Here is a 20,344-nt window from a genome sequence, read left to right as displayed (position 1 = left end):
TGCCCAAACCAATGAAGGCCACCTCGACACCGACCGCGGTCATAGGGCCACGGCATGAACACAGACCAGCGTCTCAGTCTTGTCCCTCGAATCCGCGAATCGCCTGGACGATGGTCACGATCATCCAGATCAGTCCGACCGTACCGAACGCCACGCTGTCACCAGAGAATGCGGAAGGAGAGAACGCACCGAAGAAGCCCATCAAGGCGAAGAACACAACCTGAGTGATGAACTGGCGCTTCATCCTGCGTCGCGCCCAGGATCCCCTCCTCGTCACCGCAACACCAATGGCCGGACCGATTGGTCCGCTGATGAATGCTGACAAGGCACACAGCCCGACTCCCTTCGTCGTCCTCTCGGCAGGAATGTCAGGCAGGGGTGCCCTGATGGCTTCCGGAACCGATGGCTTGAAGGACGGCAGCCCACGGTAGCCCTGGTCAAGCTCGGACCGAGTGCGCGCCAACAAGGTTATCTCGGTGCGACGCTCTCGCTCCGCGTCGTCAATCACTCCGTGGGCGTAGGCGTCATTGATGTGGTCGAGGACTCTCTCGCGTTGTTTGTTGGTCACCCGCAGCGAGGCATTCTCCGGTCGCCACCCGGAACTCATCGGGACACGTCCCTCCCGAAATCACTCAACTGCGAAACAGCATCTCGCAACTCAGCAATCTGTCCGGCCACGCGGACGGGGGCAGTGCCACCGCGTCCGGACCGGGAGCGCACCGACCCCTCGACCGTCATGACTTCACGGACCTGCGGGGTGAGTCGGGGATCAATGGCGGCCAGCTCGTCGTCAGTGAGATCGGCCAATTCCTTGCCCTGGGACTCGGCCTCACGCACACATGCCCCGGAAAGCTCATGAGCGACGCGGAACGGCACCCCCTGTTGCACCAGCCACTCGGCGACATCGGTGGCCAGGGAGAATCCCTGACCAGCCATCTCGGCCATGCGCTCGGTGTTGAACACCGCGGTGTCCATCATCCCGGTCACGGCAGGAAGCAGCAGATGGAGCTGATCGATCTGGTCGAAGACCGGCTCCTTGTCCTCCTGCAGGTCCCGCGCATATGCCAGCGGCATGCCCTTGAGGGAAGCCATGAGACCAGCAAGGTCGCCGATGAGTCGGCCCGCCTTGCCACGAGCGAGCTCGGCAATATCGGGGTTCTTCTTCTGCGGCATGATGGACGACCCGGTCGAGAACGAGTCGTCAAGGGTGACGTAGCTGAACTCGCGGGTATTCCAGATGATGATCTCCTCGCTGAGCCGCGAGAGGTCAACCCCAACCTGGGCAGCCACGAAGGCGAACTCGGCAACGACGTCGCGAGCCGCGGTGCCATCGATCGAGTTGGGAGCAGACGAGGAGAACCCGAGGTCCCGTGCGACGGCTTCCGGATCCAGACCGAGTGACGACCCCGCAAGGGCCCCCGAGCCGTACGGAGAGCAGTCCATCCTGGCATCGAGGTCACGGAAACGCTGCACGTTACGCACCAGTGGCCAGGCGTGAGCAAGCAGATGATGGGCCAACAGCACCGGCTGGGCGTGCTGCATGTGGGTACGGCCAGCGATGACGGCGTCACCAGCCTCCTCGGCCCGTCGCGCCAACACGTTGACCAGTTCCAGCACCTCGCCGGCCAGGCTACGAGCCTCCTCACGCAGATACCGCCGCAGCAGCGCAATGATCTGGTCGTTACGAGAGCGACCAGCACGCAGACGTCCGCCAAGATCGTCACCAGCTCGTTCCATGAGGCCGCGCTCGAGGGCGGTGTGAACGTCCTCGTCATCAGGGCCGGCGACGAATCGTCCGGAGACGACATCGTCCTCAAGCCTGTCGAGGGCCTCGATCATGCCTTGGTACTGCTCGTCGTCTAGCAGACCCGCGGTGTGGAGAACTCCGGCGTGGGCCCTGGAGCCAGCAATGTCGTGGCGCGCCAGCCGCCAGTCGAACTGGGTCGACACGGACAGGGCCGCCAATGCGTCGGACGGCCCACCGGAGAAGCGTCCACCCCACAATGCCATCGGACGGTCAGAGCTGTTCCGGTTGTGGTCGTGCGGTTCGGTGGTCAAGAAGAACTCCTCACTCGGGGACGTGATTTTCAGCTTACCCACCACCATGACCGCCCCCGTTCATCTGTGGCGTTTCCCGGGGACCCCGACCAGATTGTCAGACGGTCACCGCGTCGATGAGGCCGGGGAGGGCGTCGACGAAGGATTGGGCCTGCTCCGTGGTCAGGATGTATGGAGGGGCCAGCCTCAGCGTCGACGGATTGGCCGCATTGACGATGAACCCAGCGTCGCGGGCCGCAACGACGAGGTCGGCAGCAATCTCGGAATCGAACTGGACACCGAGCAAGGCGCCACTGCCCCGCACCTCGGTGATGCGAGGATGGCACTGCCTCAGCGTGGACGACAGCAAGGTACCGATCTGACGCACATGGGCCAGCAGATCCTCGGACTCGATGGTGTTGATGACTGAGTAGGCCGCCGCGCAGGCCAACGGGTTGCCGCCGAAGGTCGTCCCGTGTTGTCCGGCGGAGAGAATGCCGGAGACGTCGGGTCCGAAGGTCATCGTCGCCCCGATGGGGAAGCCGCCGCCCAGAGCCTTGGCAAGGGTCATGATGTCGGGTGTGATGTGAGCGCCATGGTGAGCGAACCAGTGACCGGTGCGCCCCATCCCACACTGCACCTCGTCAACGACCATAAGGACGTCGTGGGAGGCCGTCAGCTCACGTACCCGTTGCAGGTACGCCACTGACAGCGGCACGACCCCGGCCTCTCCCTGAACCGGCTCGACGAAGACCCCGGCCACGTCGCCCTTGTCCAACTCAGCGGCGAGAGAATCGGGGTCCTCCGCAGGGACGAAGGTCACGTCAACGGCTGAGGGGCCGAAGGGCTGACGGTAGGCGATCTTGTGCGTCACCGAGAGAGCGCCCAGGGTCCGACCGTGGAAGGCGTGCTCGAGCGCGATGATGCGTCCGCCTGGCTTGCGGGCAAGACACATCTTGACCGCCGCCTCATTGGCCTCGGCACCCGAGTTCGACAGGAAGACCGCGGATCCCTGTGGAGCCTTGGCCAGGGCCAACAGCTTCTCGGCAAGGTCGAGCTGCGGCCCGGTGGTGAAGAAGTTCGAAACGTGGGCAAGGGTCGCGGCCTGATGGCTGACGGCCTCAACCCATGCGGGATGCGCATAGCCCAGGGCGTTGACGGCAATACCGCCGAGCAGATCGAGGTACTCCTTGCCGTCACTGTCGACGACGACGCAACCGTGACCGCGTTCCAGGCACAGCTGGGGGCTGCCGAACACGCCGAGCAGGTCGCGCCGGTAGCGCTCCCGCCAAGTGCCAGTCGTCTGATCGTCAGTCATCGTCATCCCCTCAGACGTAGTCATCGCGCCGGGCCATCGTTCCGACTCCCCTGGTGGTGAAGATCTCCAACAACAAGGCGTGCTCGATTCGTCCGTCGACGATTGCCGCACTAGCGACCCCGCCGTCAATGGCGTCGAGTAAGGCCTGACCCTTGGGCCGCATCCCCTCCCCCAGGCGAGGGATCATGGCGCGCAGATCCGTGTCCGAGATCTCCGAGATGAGGGTGTGCGGATCCGGCCAGGCGCCGTAGATACCAGCAACGTTCGTCAGCATGACGAGTTTCTCAGCACACAGAGCTTGGGCGATGGCGGTTGCAGCGGCGTCAGCGTTGACGTTGAGGACCTGCCCGGTCGGCCGACCGGCCTCGTCGACCTCGGGACTCACTGGAGCAATGACGGGGATCTGCCCGCGATCCAACATGGAGTTGATGAGTTCGGTGTTGACGTCGACGATGTCTCCGACCAGGCCCATGTCGATCCGTTCCCCATCAACGATGACCCGAGACTTCCGCGCCGCCAACAATCCGGAATCCTCGCCCGACATGCCAGCCGCAAGTGGTGCGTAGGAATTGATCCGGTTGACGAGCTGACGGCCGACCTGGCCCACGAGCACCATCCGGACGACCTCCATGACCTCGGGAGACGTCACCCGCAAACCGTTGCGGAACTCCACGGGTGTCGCGGATTCGGCGAGCATGGCGTTGATCTGCGGTCCGCCGCCATGGACGACGATCGGACGGATACCCACCGACGCCATGAAGACGATGTCGTCGGCAAAGGCCTGCTGCAAGCCAGGGTCAACCATGGCATTGCCACCGTACTTCACGACGACGGTCCGGCCCTGGAACCGTCTGATCCAAGGTAGCGCTTCAACCAGCACCTCTGACTTTCGCTGAGCCGAGAACTGTGAATCGTTGAGGGGAATGTCAAGGGCAAGGGTCATGATGTGTATGCGCTGTTCTCTTCGACGTACTCGTGGGTCAGGTCATTGGTCCACATCGCGGCCTCGGCATCACCAGCGTGCAGGTCAATGTCGATGTGGACCTCTCGCGGGTTCATGTCAACGAGATCGCGGTCGTCGCCGATCCCTCCCGATCTGCACACCTGGATGCCGTTGACCGAGACGTCCACCGCGTCGGGATCGTAGGGGGCCACGTCCTCGGGCACGCATCCGACAGCTGCCAGGATTCGTCCCCAGTTGGGGTCGTTGCCGGCAATGGCGGTCTTGACGAGGTTGGATCGGGTGACCTCGCGTGCGACGGCCACCGCAGCCTCGGTACTCGTCGCTCCGTGGACGGTCACCTTGACGTCGTGGTGGGATCCCTCGGCATCGGCGACGAGCTGGCGAGCCAGGGTTGCGCACAAGTCGGTCAGGGTAGAGACAAGGGCATCACCCGTGAGGCTGACGCCGGATGCCCCGGACGACATCGCAACGACAGTGTCATTGGTCGACATACAGGCGTCAGAGTCGACGCGGCTGAACGTGACGTCACACGCCTGGGCCAGGGCGTCCTGGAATTCCTCGGGGTCCACGACGGCGTCGGTGGTAAGGAAGACGAGCATCGTCGCGAGTTGGGGAGCCAACATGCCTGCCCCCTTGGCGATCCCTCCGAATCGTGTCCCATTCCTCTCGACGGTGGCGGACTTGGGAACGGTGTCGGTCGTCATGATTGCTCGTGCCGCCGACTCGTCAACGGCGTCTCCCCTGTCCAAGGAGGTGTGCGCGGTCGTGGCTCCCACCAAGATTGAGGGCATGTCGAGTCGCACACCAATGACTCCTGTCGAGGCGACGACCACCTCGTCAGTCTGACAACCGACCAGTGTTGCGACATGCTCGGCCTCGCACTGGGAGTCCGTCAGGCCGTCGATTCCGGTGCAGGCATTGGCGACAGCTGCATTCGCAATGACCGCTCGTGCCTTGTGGTCAGAAACAACCTGGCGAGACCACTGCACGGGAGCGGCACTGACGCGATTGGTCGTGAACACTCCGGCGACGGTGTCGCGAGGGCCGTCGTTGACGATCAACGCTAGATCCGGGGCCGGTTTGGTTCGCAGCCCGGCCTGGACGCCACGGGCGCGGAATCCGAGCGGATAGGTAACGGACATGAATCCTCCTGTCACGGATTGAGGCCAACCATGGGAAGCCCCGCTGTCTCGGGGAGTCCCATGGCCAGATTGAGGCTCTGGACGACAGCACCGGCGGTGCCCTTGACGAGGTTGTCGAGGGCGACAACGACGGTGGCCAGACCGTTGTCGAGGTCACCGACGGCATTGATGTGCGCCATCGCCGATCCGGCGACGTCATGGGTATCGGGGTGAGCATTGGTGACGTGAATGAGCGGCTCGTCGTGGTAGACCTCGCGCAGGCGTCCGCCGAGTGTCGCGGTCGAGGCCTGGGACGGTGCGGTACACACCGCGAGAATTCCACGGGTCATGGGGACGAGAACGGCGCTGACGCTCAGGTGCGGATCCGTGGCACCCGAGGTACGCAGGGACTGCATGATCTCGGGGATATGCCGGTGAGCATTGCCGACGGAATAGGGGTGGGCTCCCCCACCCATGCGGGAGAAGGTGAGGTCCGGACGACTCGACTTCCCGGCCCCCGAGGTCCCCACTACCAGGGTCACTGCCGTCTGAGAGGTGTCGACGAGGTCGACCAGCGGCGCCAAACCGAGGGCCACCGCTGAGGCATTGCAGCCGGGTCCGGCGATCCGCCTGGCCCTGACGAGGTTGCTGCGCTGCGAACCGCCGGCAGCCAGCGGAAGTTCCGGAAGACCATAGGTCCAGGTGCCGGCATGATCGCCGCCGTACCAGCGCTGCCAGTCCGAGGACGACGACAGCCGGAAGTCTGCACCGGCATCGACGATGACAACATCAGGATTGACCTCGCTGAGCCCACTGGCAATCCTGCCAGAGGCGCCATGCGGAAGGGCCAGCACGACGGCGTCATGGCTCGCCAACCGATTGACGTCAATCTCGGACAGCGTCCGTTCCCCCGCCACCCCGGCCAGGTGTGGCATCGCCTGGCCCACTGGGAGGCCAGCCTGCCGATGCGCGGCAAGGTCCCCCATCGTCAGCTCGGGGTGTTGGGCCAGCAAGCGCACGACCTCAGCTCCCGCGTATCCGGAAGCTCCAACCACCGCGACGGTGAATCCTTTTGCGCTCATGTGCATAGTTATACACTAGAACGCATGTTCCTCCAATTCGCATTCACAATGTGGAGTCAGAATGCCGCCACCGCACTGTGAGCGCGGTGGCGGTCGTCAACGATTCAGCGCTTGCGGTTGCGCACGCGATTCGCCAGTGCTCGTTGCGCCTCACGCTTGGCGTCGCGCTCACGAATGGCCTGACGCTTGTCCCAGTCCTTCTTGCCGGTACCGACGGCGATCTCGACCTTGGCGTAACCGTCCTTGAAGTACAGCTGCAGCGGGACGATCGTCTTGCCCGGGCCGTCAGTCTCCCGCGACAGCTTGGCGATCTCGCGTTTGTTGAGAAGCAGCTTGCGCTTGCGCATGACGTCGTGGTTGCGCCAGGTTCCGAAGGCGTACTCGGGGATGTGCAGGTTGTACATCCACACCTCGCCCCTGTCATCGACCTGGGCGAAAGCATCGGTCAAGGTAGCCTTGCCGGCGCGCAAGGACTTCACTTCAGTGCCCTGTAGGACGAGCCCGGCCTCCCACTTATCACCGATGGTGTAGTCGTGGGTGGCGCGGCGATTACGCGCGACGACCTTGACACCCTGTTCCCTGGGCATGGCGGACCTCCTTCGACACAGGACGTTCCATCCTATACAGAGGAACTCAGACCCTGAGGTACTTCTTGGTCGCAATGTAGGCCGGTGCCACAGACAACACGATGGCCACGACGATCATCCACGCGATCGAGGTCCACACCTGGGGCCACCCAACCCACGCCACCGTCGTGATGAAATGAGCCATCTTGCGCATGACCACCAAGTCGGCGCCCAAGGCGAGGGTGAGGCAGGCCAGCAACGCTCCGATGAGACCCGCGAGGAGGGACTCCAGGAGGAAGGGCATGAGGATATACGCGTTCGAAGCACCTACCAACTTCATGATGCCCAGTTCGCGACGTCTGGCGAAGGCAGCCATCCGAATGGTGTTGCCAATCTGCAAGGCCGCAGCGACCAACAAGAGCGCCGACATTCCGAAGGTCACCCATTTGAGGGCATTCATCCACAGAAATATCGGGTCCAACACGTTGTGCAGGTCAACGACCGACTGCACACCGGGCAGGCCCTGCGCCTCCGTCACCACCCCCTGATATTGCTGGGGATCGACCAATTTGACGCGATAGGAGTCCTGAATGGTGTCCTCGGTGAGAACGTCCTTGACCGGTGAATCCGCATAGATGCGCTGGTACTCCTGGAAGGCCTCGTGCTTGGACTCGTAGTAGACATGCGAGACCTGGGGATTGGTCTGCAGAGCCTGACGAATCTCGTCCTTCTGAGCCTGAGTGGCGGCCTTCTCCCCCGAGCACTGCGCCCCCGAGACGCCGTCAACACACAGGAAGACCGAGACCTCGACCTTGTCATACCACTTGCCCTTGAGCAGGTCGACCTGCTGGGTGGCCAGCAGGGCCGCCCCGAACAGGGACAGGGAAACCCACATCGTGACGATGACGGCCAGGGTCATCGTCGCATTGCGGCGCAGCCCGGACCACGTCTCTCGCAAGGTGTGACGCATGTATTTCCTCGTTCTGTCTCGTGTCGGGGATCTCAGGAGTTGCGGTAAACGCCCTCGTTCTCGTCCCGGACGACATGTCCGGACTCGAGCTCGATGACTCGTCGTCTCATCTGGTCGACGATCGTCGAGTCATGAGTGGCCATGACAACCGTGGTACCAGTGCGGTTAATGCGATCAAGGACCTTCATGATGCCCACGGCAGTATCAGGGTCGAGGTTTCCGGTCGGCTCGTCGGCGATGAGGATCTTGGGACGATTGACGAAGGCCCTGGCCAAGGCGACGCGCTGCTGCTCACCACCGGAGAGCTCATCGGGCATCCGCTTCTCCTTGCCGTCCAAGCCGACCAGTTCCAAGGTCTCAGGGACGACGGTACGAATCTCCTTGGTCGACTTGCCGATGACCTGCATCGCGAAGGCGACGTTGTCGTAGACCGACTTGCCCGGCAGCAGGCGGAAGTCCTGGAATACCGTACCGATCTGACGACGCAGGGCCGGTACCTTCCACGACCTCAGCTGATTGAGGTTCTTACCGGCGACGTAGAGGGTTCCCCTCGTCGGGCGGTACTCGCGCAGGATCAGTCGGATGAAAGTCGACTTGCCCGAACCGGACTGGCCGACGAGGAAGACGAACTCCCCCTTGTCGATATCGACGTTGACGTCGGACAAAGCGGCCTGACTCTGTCCGAAATATGTCTTCGTGACGTTTTCGAAGGTGATCACGTCTGTCCCGTCAGTCAGTCTCGTTCTTGCGACGCCAACGGATGCCGGCGTCAATGAAGTCGTCGATGTCGCCGTCGAAGACCGCGTCGGTGTTGCCAACCTCGTGATTGGTGCGCAGATCCTTGACCATCTGGTACGGATGCAGCACGTAGGAGCGCATCTGGGCACCCCACGAGTTGCCTTCCGACTTCAGAGAGTTCATCTCGGCTTCCTGCTCCTCGCGAGCCTTCTCCAGCAGCTTGGCCTGCAGGACTCGAAGGGCAGCAGCCTTGTTCTGGATCTGGGAACGTTCATTCTGACAACTCACCACGATGCCAGTGGGAAGGTGGGTCAGGCGGACAGCCGAGTCGGTGGTGTTGACTCCCTGGCCACCGGGGCCGGACGCGTGGAAGACGTCGACGCGCAGGTCCGACTCCGGAATGTCGACGTGGTCGGTCTCCTCGACGACGGGGAGCACCTCGACACCGGCAAAGGAGGTCTGACGACGTCCCTGGTTGTCGAAGGGGCTGATACGCACCAGACGGTGAGTGCCCTGTTCGACCGACAAGGTGCCGTAGGCGAAGGGAGCATGGACGACGAAAGTCGCGGACTTGATGCCCGCCTCCTCTGCGTACGAGGTGTCAAGAACCTCGATCTTGTAACCGTGACGCTCGGCCCAACGCAGGTACATCCGCAGCAACATCTCGGCGAAGTCAGCCGCGTCGACGCCACCAGCCTCCGAACGGATGGTGACGACCGCCTCACGCTCGTCATACTGCCCGGACAGCAGGGTGCGAACCTCGAGAGCGTCGATCTCCTCGCGAAGCTTGGCTGCCTCGCTCGTCGCCTCCGCCAGGGACTCCGCGTCATCGCCATCAGCTGCGAACTCCAGCAGAACCTTGACGTCCTCGATGCGCGAACGCAGCCGCTCCAGGCGCTCGATCTCAGCCTGCAGGGCAGACAGCCGCGAAGTCACCCGCTGAGCGTTCTCCTGGTCATCCCACAGGTTCGGGGCGGCCACCTGTTCCTCGAGGTCCGCGATCTCGGCCTTCTTGGCCTCGGGGTCGAGAACATTTTCGATCGAGGACAGGGATGTGTCGAGCTCCTCGACAGTCTGTTGAAGGTCTACCAATGCCACGTCAGCCAACTCTACAGGGGCACAACGACAACTCACCGTGTCGACGCCGACCCCGAACAGTGTGCTCACACCCACGACTCGGTACAGTGGTGCATCCGGGGCGTATAGCTCAGTTGGTCAGAGCGCCTGCCTTACACGCTGGAGGTCGCCGGTTCGAGCCCGGCTGCGCCCACCCTTGCGCGCCGCAGATCGCATTCGGGTCAGGTACTACGTTTTGGCGGCTACGAACCACCTTTGCATGTCTGGTTGTGTACGCTGTGACGGTGCTGTGCCATTCAGGTATCCTGAATATTGCTGCCGTCAATTGATGAATAAGGAGTTCGCATGACACAGCCGAACCACCCACAGCAACCTGACTATTTTGGCGGCCCGGAGTGGCCCAGCGAGAGCCACGCGCAAGGCGGTTTCGACCAGTTCGGACAGCCTGTGACCGCTCATCCCTACCAGGCTCCAGATCCTTACTCCAATCACAGTGACCCGTCTGGCGAGGACCACCGAAGGCCGCACGTCGATTTCGGCCGCGCCGTCAAACTCTTCTTCAAGAATTACGCCGTCTTCAACGGGCGGGCATCCCGATCCGAGTACTGGTGGATCTTCCTCTTCTCGATCCTGGTCGAGATGATCCTCAATGCGATCAATTTCGCCATGGACGGGACCCCCAACGACCCGGCGAGGCTCTACGCGGTCCTGAGCACCATCTGGTTCCTGGGTACTCTCATCCCCTCAATCGCGATCGGTGTGCGCCGCCTGCACGACACCAACCACACCGGCTGGTGGCTGCTCATCTCCCTCATCCCGGTCATTGGTTGGATCTGGGTGCTGGTCTACCTCGTCCAGGATTCCGACGAGAATGCGTGGCAGTCCTACGACAAGGAGCCGCTGCCCGTCACCGAGTAACTCTTCAGTCACCAGACATCAGAAAGGGTCCGAACACATCGTTCGGACCCCTCTCGCGTACCTCAGTTCTTGGGTTCCTCAGGCTTCGGCCTGCAGATTCGCGAGGACGTCGTCAAGATCGTCAGGACGCACCAGCACGTCTCGAGGCTTCGAGCCCTCCGACGGCCCGACGACATTGCGAGTCTCCAAGATGTCCATGAGACGACCGGCCTTCGCGAATCCCACGCGCAGCTTGCGCTGCAACATCGACGTCGAGCCCAACTGCAACTCAACGACGAGCTTGGCCGCCTCGAGCACGAGCTCCATGTCGTCACCAATGTCCTCGGCAACCTTCTTCTCGGCGGTAGGGGCGGCGACGTCCTCGCGGTAATGGGCCTCCATCTGGGACTTCACGTGAGCGGCGACCTGGTGAATCTCGGAATCAGACACCCACGATCCCTGTACACGCACCGGCTTCGACGCACCCATCGGCAAGAACAACCCGTCACCTTGGCCCACGAGCTTCTCGGCGCCCGGCTGGTCCAAGATGACGCGGGAGTCCGTCATCGACGAGGTCGCGAACGCCAGCCGCGACGGGATGTTTGCCTTGATGAGGCCGGTGCAGACGTCGGTCGACGGCCGCTGGGTGGCCAGTACCAGGTGGATGCCGGCAGCTCGGGCCAGCTGGGTGATGCGGACGATGGAGTCCTCGACGTCACGCGGGGCCACCAGCATGAGGTCAGCCAACTCATCGACGACGACCAACAGATATGGGTAAGGGGCCAGCACCCGCTCGGAACCGGGCGGAAGAGTGACCTCTCCCGCCAGCACAGCCTTGTTGAAGTCCTTGACATGGCGGAAGCCGAAGGCGGCCAGGTCGTCGTAACGCTGGTCCATCTCGCGGACCACCCACTGCAAGGCCTCGGCAGCCTTCTTGGCGCTGGTGATGATGGGGGTGACCAGGTGAGGAATCCCCTCGTACTGGGTCAACTCCACTCGTTTGGGGTCGACGAGCATCATGCGGACCTCGTCGGGGGTCGCTCGCATCATCACAGACGTGATGAGGGAGTTGACGAAGCTTGACTTACCGGAACCCGTCGCACCGGCCACCAAGAGGTGCGGCATCTTCGCGACATTGGCGATGACGAACCCGCCCTCGACGTCCTTGCCCAGGCCGACGACCAACGGGTTGTGGTCATTGCGAGCCTTCGAGGAGCGCAGCACGTCGCCCAAGGAGACGATTTCCTTGTCGCGGTTGGGGATCTCGATGCCGATGGCCGACTTGCCGGGGATGGGCGACAGAATGCGGACGTCCGGGGATGCCACCGCATAGGCAATGTTCTTGCTCAGTGCGGTGACCTTCTCGACCTTGACGGCCGCTCCGAGCTCGACCTCGTAACGGGTCACCGTCGGGCCACGGGAGTAGCCAGTCACCTGGGCGTCGATCCCGAACTCGTCGAAGACCGACGACAATTTAGAGACGACAGCGTCAGAGGCCTCCGTGCGAGCCTGCGGAATCGATCCCGGATGGAGCAGCTCAGAGGCCGGCAGGGTGTAGGCGATGTCACCGGAGAGCTGCAATTGCTCGACGCGAGCTGGCATCGGTTCATGGGCCGGGGGTTCGAGGTCCGCATGTTCGTGAACGGTGAATCCCTGCGGCAACCCGGCAGTCGTGCGTTCCTTGGCAGGTTCGTCGTCCCCGGTCGGAAGGTCGAGCGGCAAGGAATCCCCGGCCACGTCGGAAGGGGGCTCATCGACGATTTCGGCGTCAAAGATCGCGTCAAGACTCTCATCGGTGCGCTCGGAGCTGCTCTTGCGCTTCCTGGAACGACGACCCTTGACAGAGGGCATCTCTTGTGTGGCGATCTCGTCAGGATTGTGGTCAACGAGGGTGTCTGTCACCAGAGGGGTGTCGTAGGCCCGGCGAGACTCGATCTCACGAGGCTTGGCCACCGCGCGACGAGAGGCGTTTCGCACCCGTGCGGCCCCGTCAACGAGGGGGCGTCCCACGATGAGGAGCACGCCCAGGACCGTCACGAGGATGAGCAGAGGCAAAGCGACCCACTTCGTCAGCAGGTCAGCCAGCAGACTCGAGGAGATGTAACCAAGCATGCCGCCGGCGGCGCGGACCGCCTCAGGACGATCCGGGCGGGGAAGGCCGTGGGCAATGTTGACGACGCCAAGTAGGCCGAGGAAGAAACACACCCAGCCCATTACCTGGCGTCCACCCGTGCCGTTGGTCGCCGGGTGACGCAGGATGTGCCACATCATGGCCAGCCCGAGCAGCGGCAGGGCGTAGGACAGCGATCCGAAGATCGTCGCCACACCCATTCGCAATCCGTTGCCGAAGCCACCGGGCAGATCGAACCAGAATCCAGCAGCTACCAGGGCCGACAACAACAGCAGCATGAGCCCGGTACCGTCGTGGGTCACCTCAGGCTCCGCGGGACGTCCACCGATACCGCGGACCATAGTTCCCAGTCCGCGAGCAATACCCGACCAAGTTGCCGACAGCGCTCGGGCCACCGGATTCGTGGAAGTGGGTGCACTCGGTGGCGTCGACCTGCTCCTCGAGCTGGTCGACGTTTTCTTGTTGCTTCCGTTCGAGCGTGTGCCCGAGCCACGTGACGATTTCTTCGCCGTCGTATTTCGGGACCGCGCTGGGGAAGACGCACGGGTCACCATGTCATTGACGTTATCAACCATGGCCACCAGTGGCCGACAGGCCAGGCGGAGAGTCAGATGATTGATCAGCGAGTGTCATCGTTCGAACGCGATGTCAATGCCGTGGTCATCTCAGGAATGGAAGTGGGTCCAGCCTCGCTCACGCTGCCACGGTTGGCCGTCGACGAGAACCGTGGGGTCGGCGACCTGGTCGGGTGGAAGGACCCGCCCGATGACCGTCCATCCCTCCGGAACGGTGCCGGGAGCAAAGGTTGCCGCCAAGGCATGGTCCTCCCCTCCGGCCAGCACCCAGTCGAGCGGGTCCATCCCGGTGGCCATGCCGACAGTCCGCACTGATTCCTCGATGTCGAGAACCGAGGTGTTGACGTCGATGGCGAATCCAGACTCCTCTGCGATGTGGCCCAGATCGGCCAACAAGCCGTCCGAGAGGTCAATCATCGCGTGGGCGCCCGCCTGAGCCGCCACCCGTCCCTGCCCGTAAGGGACCTCAGGACATCGTTGGGCCGAGACCGCTGCACGCGGTGACCGGAATCCTCGACCGAGCAGCACGAGTCCAGCAGCAGCCAGGCCAAGCTGACCGACGACTGCCACCTCGTCTCCGGGCACGGCGCCGTCACGACGGACCGGGGCCATCCCAGCTGTCTGGCCTATCACGGTGACCGCAATGCTGATGGCAGGTCCAGCGGTCGTGTCACCTCCCACGACGCTCACCCCAGCCTGCTCGGCCTCGGCAGCCATTCCTGCCATGAACTCCCGGGCCCAGGACGCCGGCAGATCTCCCGGCGCGGAGAATCCGACGACGAGGGCGACCGGGACAGCGCCCATCGCCTCGATGTCGGAGACATTGACGGCGACGGCTTTCCGACCGACATCGGTAGCCGTCGACCATCTGCGACGGAAATGTACCTCTTCGACGAGGACATCGGTCGAGACGACGACAGATCCGTCAACCTGGAAGACGGCACCGTCGTCCCCCGGTCCCAGGGTGACGGCCTGGCTCATGGGCAGATCCCTGACGATGGAGGAAATGAGCGGGAACTCCCCCACCTGGGAAATGGTCGTCGTGGTGGCCATTGGATCTCCTTGGTACCGGGCTGGTGGTCGAGAACACGTTAGCGTGAGTGCGTGCCCATCCATCATGCAACCCGGTGCGCAACCATGCTGGCTGTCTGTCTGTTGGCCGGCACAGCAGCGTGCTCGAACGAGGAACCCATCACCCATCCGTCTCCCAGCGGTTCAGCCGCTGCCGGATGTCAGGCCGCGATGGCCGATCTGCCACAGACGGTTGCCGGAGCGAACCTCGAGGATCATGACGGGACGGTGGCGACCTGGGGCGACCCCCGCATCGTGCTGCGCTGTGGGGTGGACAAGCCCGCCAAACTCGAACCAACGTCGCGATGTGACGTCATCAACGACGTGGGCTGGTTCGCCGAGCAGATCGAGGACGGCTGGCGCTTCACGACCATCGGGAGGGCTGGCAACGTCGAGGTGACCGTTCCTGCCACGTACGCCCCGGAGGCCGATGCCTTGGTCGACCTGTCGGCCACCGTCAAGAAGGTGCCAGTGGTGCAGCCCTGCCAGTGAGGGCTCAGATCAGCGCAGTCCCAGAGGACGTTCCAGGGCAAGCTCGATGAGTTCGCTGACGATCTGGGCATACGTCATACCACTGGCCTGCCACATCAGCGGGAACCCCGAGCTGCGGGTGAATCCCGGCATAGTGTTGGGCTCGTTGACGTAGACGGTGCCGTCAGGGGCCACGAAGGTGTCAATGCGGGCGAGTCCTTCACAGCCAAGCACCCGGAACGCCTTGATCGCGACCTTCTGGACCCGATTGCGGATCTCGTCATCAAGCTTGGCTCGGGCCTGTACGGAGGCCTTCTGTTCCCCGCTCAGGTACTTGGCCTCGAAGTCATAGAAACCATCCGGGTCATGGACGACGATCTCACCAGGCACGGAAGCTCGAGGGGCGGCACCATGGTGACCGTCGAGGACGGAACACTCGATCTCGCGGCCTCGGATCCCCTGCTCGATGAGGACCTTGTTGTCATGCTCGCGAGCCACCTCGATGGCGGCTTCCAGCCTGTCGGGGCTCATCACCTTGGAGATGCCGATTGACGATCCGCCCCGCGCTGGCTTGACGAACAACGGATATTCCAAGCGGGAAGCGGCCTTGAGAACGGCATTGCGGTCCTCTCGCCACTCATGGTCACGGACGACGACATAGGGACCCACGAGAACCCCGGCCTCGGCCAGGATCATCTTGGTGAGGTGCTTGTCCATGCAGTTGGCACTTGCCGCGACGCCGCACCCGACATAGCGCACGCCGGCCATCTCCAGCAGACCCTGGATGGTTCCGTCCTCGCCGAAAGGACCATGAAGTACTGGGAAGACCACCTGGACGAGATCGGCGTTGCCCTCGGTGTCAACGATGCAGGTACCCTCCGGCATCTGCTTGACCGACACCAAGGAACGATCCCCCACCTCCACGACGGGAAGCTGGCCGGTGCTGGGCAGGCCAAGGATCTCGTCAACCCCGTATCGCACCCAGACACCATCGGGGGTGATGCCCACACCGGAGACGTCGAATCGTTCACGGTCAATCGCAGCTACCACGTTCGCCGCTGACAGGCAGGAGATCGAATGCTCCGAACTCATCCCACCGAAGATGACGGCAACGTGGGTGCGATTCATGTGAGGTCCTTTCGCTATGACGGCACCCCACCCTACCGAGGCATCACGTCACCGAGGGTCGACGACTGGCCGCGCAGGAGCAACCGACTTGGGAACCCGCCTCCCCTTGCGCATGTCGTAACGGTCCGACGGCGGGAACTCTCCGCGAGCATGGGCGACCTGGGCGTCGATGGCATCCATGATGCGATTGGTGGCCTCGCGGACCGACGCGCGGTCGTGATGGCCATGGAGGTCCGACAGTTCGACCTCGGTCCCGCAGTACAGTTTCATGGTCTTGCGCGGCCACAGTTTGGGGAAGGTCATCTCCTTGTATCCCATGACCTCCTGGGGTCCCCATTGCCCCACGGGGATGACGGGTACACCGGTCTCCAGGGCCAGGCGTGCGGCCCCTGTTCGTCCGGTCATCGGCCAGTGCAGGGGATCTGCGGTGATCGTACCTTCCGGGTACATGACCACCGTCATACCTTTGTCCAAGGCAGTCTTGGCGTCGTCGAGGACCTTGGCCGGATTCGGACCCTTCCGGTCCACCGAGATCTGACCACTGGCCGAGGCCACCCATCCGACGATCGGCACCGAGAACAACTCCTTCTTGGCCAACCAGTGCGGCCAACGACCATTGGCGACCAAGAAGGACCCCAGCACGATGGGATCGTAGTTGGAGACGTGGTTGCTCACGACAAGGGCTGGCCCTGGTCCAGGCAGATTCTCACCACCGTGGTGGTCGAACCGCGTCAAGGTACGAGCCAGCGGGTACAGCGTCCCCACACCCATCCGGAAGATGAGACCAGGGGTGTCGGCTGGATTGGTCACGGCGGGCAGCGCCACGGTGTCCCTCCTGAGTGATGTGGATCAACCCACCCTATCGGCTCACTGATACTGTCATCGGTGAGCCGATAGGGTGGGTTGATCAACGGGTCAAGCCGTCGTCGGCAGGAAGGATGGCCGACGAGCCTCGTAAGCTGCGATGTCGTCGGCGTACTCGAGGGTCTCGCCAATGGCATCCAGGCCTGCAAGCAGACGCTGACGGGTGGCGTCGTCGATCACGAACGGGTGGGACGTACCGTCGGGTAGGCTGATGGTCTTGTCTTCGAGGGAGACGGTGAGCTTCTCACCGAGGTTGTGCTCGGCGAAGTCCCACAGTTTCTCGACGACCGCGAGGTCCACCTGGGCGAGCAGCAGTCCGTTGTTTCCGGAGTTGTTGCGGAAGATGTCGGCGAACCGCGATCCGATGACGACCTTGAACCCGTAGTTCTGCAGTGCCCACACCGCGTGCTCACGGGAGGATCCGATACCGAAGTCGGGCCCCACGATGAGGATCGAGCCGGTGCTCCACGGCTCCTTGTTGAGCACGAAGTCCGGCTCGGAGCGCCAGGAGGCGAACAGGCCGTCCTCGAAACCGGTTCGGGTGATCCGCTTGAGGTAGCTCGCGGGAATGATCTGGTCGGTGTCGACGTTGGCCCGTCGCAGCGGGACAGGAACTCCGGTGTGCGTGGTGAAAGCGTCCATCTCAGGCCTCGTGGGAAACGGGTGGCAGATCGGCGGGACTGGAGAGCCGTCCGGTGACGGCCGTGGCGGCAACGACGGCCGGGGAGACGAGGTGGGTTCGTCCTCCCTTGCCCTGACGCCCCTCGAAGTTTCGGTTCGAGGTCGACGCCGAGCGCTCCCCCGGTGACAGCTGGTCAGGGTTCATGCCCAGGCACATGGAACATCCGGCTCCGCGCCACTCGGCTCCGGCCTTGATGAAGACCTCGTCCAGACCCTCCTCCATGGCCTGCAGTCGCACCCGCGCCGAACCGGGAACGACGAGCATTCGGGTGCCTTCGGCGATGTGACGCCCCTTGATGACCTCGGCGGCCAGCCGGAGATCCTCGATGCGACCGTTGGTGCACGACCCCAGGAAGACGGTGTCAATGGGGATGTCGCGCATCTTGGTACCTGGCGTGAGGGCCATGTACTCCAGGGCGCGAGCAGCGGCGTTACGAGCGACCTCATCCTCGAAATCCTCGGCGGCAGGGACGACCCCGCCCAGCGGGACCCCCTGGCCGGGGTTCGTCCCCCACGTCACGAAGGGGGTGAGCTTGGATGCGTCGAGGTGGATCTCGGCGTCAAAGGTGGCGTCGTCGTCAGTACGCAGGGTGCGCCAGTACTCGACGGCCTCGTCCCACTGCTCGCCTTTGGGTGCATGCGGACGGTCCTTGAGGTAGGCGAAGGTGGTCTCGTCGGGGGCGACCATGCCGGCGCGGGCTCCCCACTCGATCGACATGTTGCAGATCGTCATGCGGCCCTCCATCGACATCTTCTCGATGGCCTCACCGCGATACTCGACCATGTGGCCCTGGCCACCGCCGGTGCCGGTCTTGGAGATGAGGGCCAGGATGAGGTCCTTCGGGGTGACGCCTTCCGGCAGCTCCCCGTCAACCGTCACCGCCATGGTCCTGGGCTTGACCTGCGGCAGGGTCTGGGTCGCCAACACGTGTTCGACCTCGCTGGTGCCGATGCCAAAGGCCAGAGCACCCAAGGCGCCATGGGTCGAGGTGTGGGAGTCACCACACACAATCGTCATACCCGGCTGGGTAAGCCCCAGCTGGGGGCCAATGATGTGTACCACTCCTTGGTCCGCGTCACCCAGAGGATGCAGCGGCACCCCGAACTCAGGGGCGTTCTCACGCAACGCCTCGACCTGTGCCCGCGAGATCGGGTCGGCGATGGGCTGGAGAATGTCGAGGGTGGGGATGTTGTGGTCCTCGGTCGCAATCGTCAGATCCGGACGACGAACCTTGCGCCCCGCCAACCGCAGTCCGTCGAAGGCCTGGGGACTGGTCACCTCGTGCACAAGGTGGAGGTCGATGTAGAGAAGGTCGCGCTCCCCGTCCTGTCCGTGCCTGACAACGTGGGCGTCCCAGAGCTTCTCGCTCAGCGTTCTCCCCATCGCGTCTTCCCTTTCGCTGGTCGTTCGTCACCGATGTTGTGTGGCATGCCATCAGCCCCACCGGTTGACGAGATCCATTCTGACTCGACGATCAGGATTTGGAACGCTAATATCGCCATATGGACGAATCAAGTGGTGTGGGCGTGCTGGACAAGGCCGCCCTCGTGTTGGCTGCTCTGGAGACGGGTCCGGCATCCTTGGCAGGACTGGTTCAGATGACCGGATTGGCCCGTCCGACGGCCCATCGTCTGGCCCGCGCGCTGGAACACCATCGGTTCGTCAGTCGTGATCTGCAAGGCCGCTTCATTCTCGGCCCGAGGCTCTCAGAGCTCGCGGCGGCAGCCGGCGAGGATCGTCTCCTGGCTGCATCTGGACCGATCCTGGCCAGACTTCGAGACATCACCGGTGAATCCGCTCAGCTCTACCGTCGTCAGGCTGGCAGCCGCGTCTGTGCAGCCACCGCCGAGCGTCCGACCGGATTGCGGGACACCATCCCGGTGGGATCCATCCTGTCCATGGACGCTGGATCAGCGGCTCAGATTCTGCTGGCGTGGGAGGACAGCGACAAGATCCGTCGTGGATTGAGCAACTCCGCCTTCTCCGAGGTCACCCTCGCTGCCGTACGCAAGCGCGGCTGGTCCCAATCGGTGGGCGAGCGCGAAGCCGGCGTCGCCTCGGTCTCTGCCCCGGTGCGGTCCCCCTCCGGCAAGGTCATTGCGGCCGTCTCCGTCTCTGGACCGATTGAGCGTCTGACCCGCCAACCCGGACGTATTCACGCTCCTGCGGTCGTCGCTGCCGGAGGGCGTCTGTCCGAGGTGCTGCGGCGCTCTGCCAAGTGAGGCCGGTCGTCCCGGTGTGCGCCTGGGATGCGGGGGAATTCCCTTCCATCCCTTCTTGATTCTCGGAAATGGCAGCGTCAGCATTTCCCCGGTGTGAAATCAATGGCCCGGATCCTGACGGATCCGGGCCATTGATTGATGGTAGCCCCGAGCGGATTCGAACCGCCGTTTCAGCCTTGAGAGGGCCGCGTGCTAGGCCGCTGCACTACGGGGCCATACGGACATCAATACTCGTTAAATTCGGGTCTTGATAACCTTTTTCTGTTGTTCCCGCATCCTTTCCGGACTAGGCTGGAAAACCTTAGCAATCATTCTGCCGCTTTCGCAACTTCATGGTTTCAGTCTCCCGAGCTGGGGTACCAGGACTCGAACCTGGACTAACTGAACCAGAATCAGTCGGGCTGCCAATTACCCTATACCCCATTGTCGT

20 protein-coding genes and 3 tRNA genes are annotated in these 20,344 nt (G+C 63.3%); 5 read left to right on the top strand and 18 right to left on the bottom strand.

Annotation, left to right across the window (positions count from 1 at the left end):
• Nucleotides 1-73: 73 nt before the first annotated feature.
• From ACP8LP_RS05415 to prfB, 10 genes are all read right to left on the bottom strand, one after another.
• Nucleotides 74-607 carry a DUF1707 SHOCT-like domain-containing protein gene (locus ACP8LP_RS05415; protein ID WP_462575117.1) on the bottom strand — a complete coding sequence of 178 codons (534 nt, stop codon included), beginning with the start codon at nt 605-607 and terminating at the stop codon, nt 74-76.
• On the bottom strand, nt 604-2,010 hold the full coding sequence (gene argH, locus ACP8LP_RS05410) for an argininosuccinate lyase (protein WP_484483361.1): 1,407 nt from the start codon (nt 2,008-2,010) through the stop codon (nt 604-606). The genes ACP8LP_RS05415 and argH overlap by 4 nt, the downstream gene beginning before the upstream one ends.
• Before the next feature lie 145 nt (nt 2,011-2,155).
• A complete protein-coding gene (locus ACP8LP_RS05405) occupies nt 2,156-3,355 on the bottom strand; it encodes an acetylornithine transaminase (RefSeq protein WP_484483324.1) in 1,200 nt (399 codons plus the stop codon).
• Between the two features lie 10 nt (nt 3,356-3,365).
• Nucleotides 3,366-4,298 carry an acetylglutamate kinase gene (argB, locus tag ACP8LP_RS05400; RefSeq protein WP_004811010.1) on the bottom strand — a complete coding sequence of 311 codons (933 nt, stop codon included), beginning with the start codon at nt 4,296-4,298 and terminating at the stop codon, nt 3,366-3,368.
• Nucleotides 4,295-5,461, bottom strand: coding sequence for a bifunctional glutamate N-acetyltransferase/amino-acid acetyltransferase ArgJ (gene argJ, locus ACP8LP_RS05395; protein ID WP_004811007.1), 1,167 nt, complete (start codon nt 5,459-5,461; stop codon nt 4,295-4,297). Before argJ ends, argB begins: the two co-directional genes overlap by 4 nt.
• 11 nt (nt 5,462-5,472) lie before the next feature.
• A complete protein-coding gene (gene argC, locus ACP8LP_RS05390) occupies nt 5,473-6,528 on the bottom strand; it encodes an N-acetyl-gamma-glutamyl-phosphate reductase (protein WP_484483323.1) in 1,056 nt (351 codons plus the stop codon).
• Nucleotides 6,529-6,626: 98 nt separating this feature from the next.
• Nucleotides 6,627-7,109: an SsrA-binding protein SmpB gene (gene smpB, locus ACP8LP_RS05385; protein ID WP_484483322.1), complete on the bottom strand. Its 483-nt coding sequence runs from the start codon at nt 7,107-7,109 to the stop codon at nt 6,627-6,629.
• 46 nt (nt 7,110-7,155) lie between these two features.
• On the bottom strand, nt 7,156-8,058 hold the full coding sequence (gene ftsX, locus ACP8LP_RS05380; protein ID WP_221267608.1) for a permease-like cell division protein FtsX: 903 nt from the start codon (nt 8,056-8,058) through the stop codon (nt 7,156-7,158).
• A gap of 32 nt (nt 8,059-8,090) precedes the next feature.
• Nucleotides 8,091-8,777: a cell division ATP-binding protein FtsE gene (gene ftsE / locus ACP8LP_RS05375; protein WP_004811000.1), complete on the bottom strand. Its 687-nt coding sequence runs from the start codon at nt 8,775-8,777 to the stop codon at nt 8,091-8,093.
• Between the two features lie 10 nt (nt 8,778-8,787).
• Complete coding sequence (gene prfB / locus ACP8LP_RS05370) at nt 8,788-9,894, bottom strand: peptide chain release factor 2 (RefSeq protein WP_004810998.1); 1,107 nt, start codon at nt 9,892-9,894, stop codon at nt 8,788-8,790.
• A 98-nt stretch (nt 9,895-9,992) separates the two neighbouring features.
• Between prfB and ACP8LP_RS05365 the strand changes: the two genes are divergently transcribed.
• Nucleotides 9,993-10,066: transfer RNA gene (locus ACP8LP_RS05365), tRNA-Val, on the top strand.
• 152 nt (nt 10,067-10,218) lie between these two features.
• Nucleotides 10,219-10,791 carry a DUF805 domain-containing protein gene (locus ACP8LP_RS05360; RefSeq protein ID WP_004810996.1) on the top strand — a complete coding sequence of 191 codons (573 nt, stop codon included), beginning with the start codon at nt 10,219-10,221 and terminating at the stop codon, nt 10,789-10,791.
• A gap of 78 nt (nt 10,792-10,869) precedes the next feature.
• Here ACP8LP_RS05360 and ACP8LP_RS05355 read toward each other — a convergent pair whose 3' ends face one another.
• Nucleotides 10,870-13,242: an FtsK/SpoIIIE family DNA translocase gene (locus tag ACP8LP_RS05355; RefSeq protein ID WP_484483321.1), complete on the bottom strand. Its 2,373-nt coding sequence runs from the start codon at nt 13,240-13,242 to the stop codon at nt 10,870-10,872.
• A 19-nt stretch (nt 13,243-13,261) separates the two neighbouring features.
• Between ACP8LP_RS05355 and ACP8LP_RS05350 the strand changes: the two genes are divergently transcribed.
• Nucleotides 13,262-13,516 carry an amidase gene (locus tag ACP8LP_RS05350; RefSeq protein ID WP_484483360.1) on the top strand — a complete coding sequence of 85 codons (255 nt, stop codon included), beginning with the start codon at nt 13,262-13,264 and terminating at the stop codon, nt 13,514-13,516.
• A 50-nt stretch (nt 13,517-13,566) separates the two neighbouring features.
• Here ACP8LP_RS05350 and ACP8LP_RS05345 read toward each other — a convergent pair whose 3' ends face one another.
• On the bottom strand, nt 13,567-14,529 hold the full coding sequence (locus tag ACP8LP_RS05345; protein ID WP_016667798.1) for a thiamine-phosphate kinase: 963 nt from the start codon (nt 14,527-14,529) through the stop codon (nt 13,567-13,569).
• Between the two features lie 51 nt (nt 14,530-14,580).
• Here ACP8LP_RS05345 and ACP8LP_RS05340 point away from each other — a divergent pair, with 51 nt between their 5' ends.
• Complete coding sequence (locus ACP8LP_RS05340) at nt 14,581-15,039, top strand: DUF3515 family protein (protein WP_174266639.1); 459 nt, start codon at nt 14,581-14,583, stop codon at nt 15,037-15,039.
• A 9-nt stretch (nt 15,040-15,048) separates the two neighbouring features.
• Here the strand turns inward: ACP8LP_RS05340 and ACP8LP_RS05335 are convergent, their stop codons facing one another.
• The 4 genes from ACP8LP_RS05335 to leuC form a co-directional block, all read right to left on the bottom strand.
• Nucleotides 15,049-16,146, bottom strand: coding sequence for a D-alanine--D-alanine ligase family protein (locus tag ACP8LP_RS05335; RefSeq protein WP_004810986.1), 1,098 nt, complete (start codon nt 16,144-16,146; stop codon nt 15,049-15,051).
• A 48-nt stretch (nt 16,147-16,194) separates the two neighbouring features.
• A complete protein-coding gene (locus ACP8LP_RS05330; RefSeq protein WP_484483359.1) occupies nt 16,195-16,917 on the bottom strand; it encodes a lysophospholipid acyltransferase family protein in 723 nt (240 codons plus the stop codon).
• Nucleotides 16,918-17,061: 144 nt separating this feature from the next.
• Nucleotides 17,062-17,652, bottom strand: coding sequence for a 3-isopropylmalate dehydratase small subunit (leuD, locus tag ACP8LP_RS05325; RefSeq protein ID WP_004810983.1), 591 nt, complete (start codon nt 17,650-17,652; stop codon nt 17,062-17,064).
• A gap of 1 nt (nt 17,653) precedes the next feature.
• Nucleotides 17,654-19,075, bottom strand: a complete 1,422-nt coding sequence (gene leuC, locus ACP8LP_RS05320; RefSeq protein ID WP_016667799.1) for a 3-isopropylmalate dehydratase large subunit — start codon at nt 19,073-19,075, stop codon at nt 17,654-17,656.
• A 119-nt stretch (nt 19,076-19,194) separates the two neighbouring features.
• Between leuC and ACP8LP_RS05315 the strand changes: the two genes are divergently transcribed.
• Nucleotides 19,195-19,914, top strand: coding sequence for an IclR family transcriptional regulator (locus tag ACP8LP_RS05315; RefSeq protein WP_004810977.1), 720 nt, complete (start codon nt 19,195-19,197; stop codon nt 19,912-19,914).
• Nucleotides 19,915-20,053: 139 nt separating this feature from the next.
• Here the strand turns inward: ACP8LP_RS05315 and ACP8LP_RS05310 are convergent.
• Both ACP8LP_RS05310 and ACP8LP_RS05305 read right to left on the bottom strand, forming a co-directional pair.
• A tRNA-Glu gene (locus tag ACP8LP_RS05310) sits at nt 20,054-20,129 on the bottom strand.
• Between the two features lie 136 nt (nt 20,130-20,265).
• Nucleotides 20,266-20,337 (bottom strand) — tRNA-Gln (locus tag ACP8LP_RS05305).
• Nucleotides 20,338-20,344 lie beyond the last annotated feature (7 nt).

Source organism: Cutibacterium sp. LaCa_89 (assembly GCF_058177555.1).
This window is presented reverse-complemented; position numbering and strand designations above follow the sequence as displayed.

Bases quoted from the DNA above. Each gene is read 5' to 3' on its own strand.
- ACP8LP_RS05415 (WP_462575117.1), bottom strand. From the start codon at position 607: ATGAGTTCCGGGTGGCGACCGGAGAATGCCTCGCTGCGGGTGACCAAC.
- argH (WP_484483361.1), bottom strand. From the start codon at position 2,010: ATGGCATTGTGGGGTGGACGCTTCTCCGGTGGGCCGTCCGACGCATTG.
- ACP8LP_RS05405 (WP_484483324.1), bottom strand. From the start codon at position 3,355: ATGACTGACGATCAGACGACTGGCACTTGGCGGGAGCGCTACCGGCGC.
- argB (WP_004811010.1), bottom strand. From the start codon at position 4,298: ATGACCCTTGCCCTTGACATTCCCCTCAACGATTCACAGTTCTCGGCT.
- argJ (WP_004811007.1), bottom strand. From the start codon at position 5,461: ATGTCCGTTACCTATCCGCTCGGATTCCGCGCCCGTGGCGTCCAGGCC.
- argC (WP_484483323.1), bottom strand. From the start codon at position 6,528: ATGCACATGAGCGCAAAAGGATTCACCGTCGCGGTGGTTGGAGCTTCC.
- smpB (WP_484483322.1), bottom strand. From the start codon at position 7,109: ATGCCCAGGGAACAGGGTGTCAAGGTCGTCGCGCGTAATCGCCGCGCC.
- ftsX (WP_221267608.1), bottom strand. From the start codon at position 8,058: ATGCGTCACACCTTGCGAGAGACGTGGTCCGGGCTGCGCCGCAATGCG.
- ACP8LP_RS05360 (WP_004810996.1), top strand. From the start codon at position 10,219: ATGACACAGCCGAACCACCCACAGCAACCTGACTATTTTGGCGGCCCG.
- ACP8LP_RS05355 (WP_484483321.1), bottom strand. From the start codon at position 13,242: ATGGTCCGCGGTATCGGTGGACGTCCCGCGGAGCCTGAGGTGACCCAC.
- ACP8LP_RS05345 (WP_016667798.1), bottom strand. From the start codon at position 14,529: ATGGCCACCACGACGACCATTTCCCAGGTGGGGGAGTTCCCGCTCATT.
- ACP8LP_RS05335 (WP_004810986.1), bottom strand. From the start codon at position 16,146: ATGAATCGCACCCACGTTGCCGTCATCTTCGGTGGGATGAGTTCGGAG.
- ACP8LP_RS05330 (WP_484483359.1), bottom strand. From the start codon at position 16,917: ATGGGTGTGGGGACGCTGTACCCGCTGGCTCGTACCTTGACGCGGTTC.
- leuD (WP_004810983.1), bottom strand. From the start codon at position 17,652: ATGGACGCTTTCACCACGCACACCGGAGTTCCTGTCCCGCTGCGACGG.
- leuC (WP_016667799.1), bottom strand. From the start codon at position 19,075: ATGGGGAGAACGCTGAGCGAGAAGCTCTGGGACGCCCACGTTGTCAGG.
- ACP8LP_RS05315 (WP_004810977.1), top strand. From the start codon at position 19,195: ATGGACGAATCAAGTGGTGTGGGCGTGCTGGACAAGGCCGCCCTCGTG.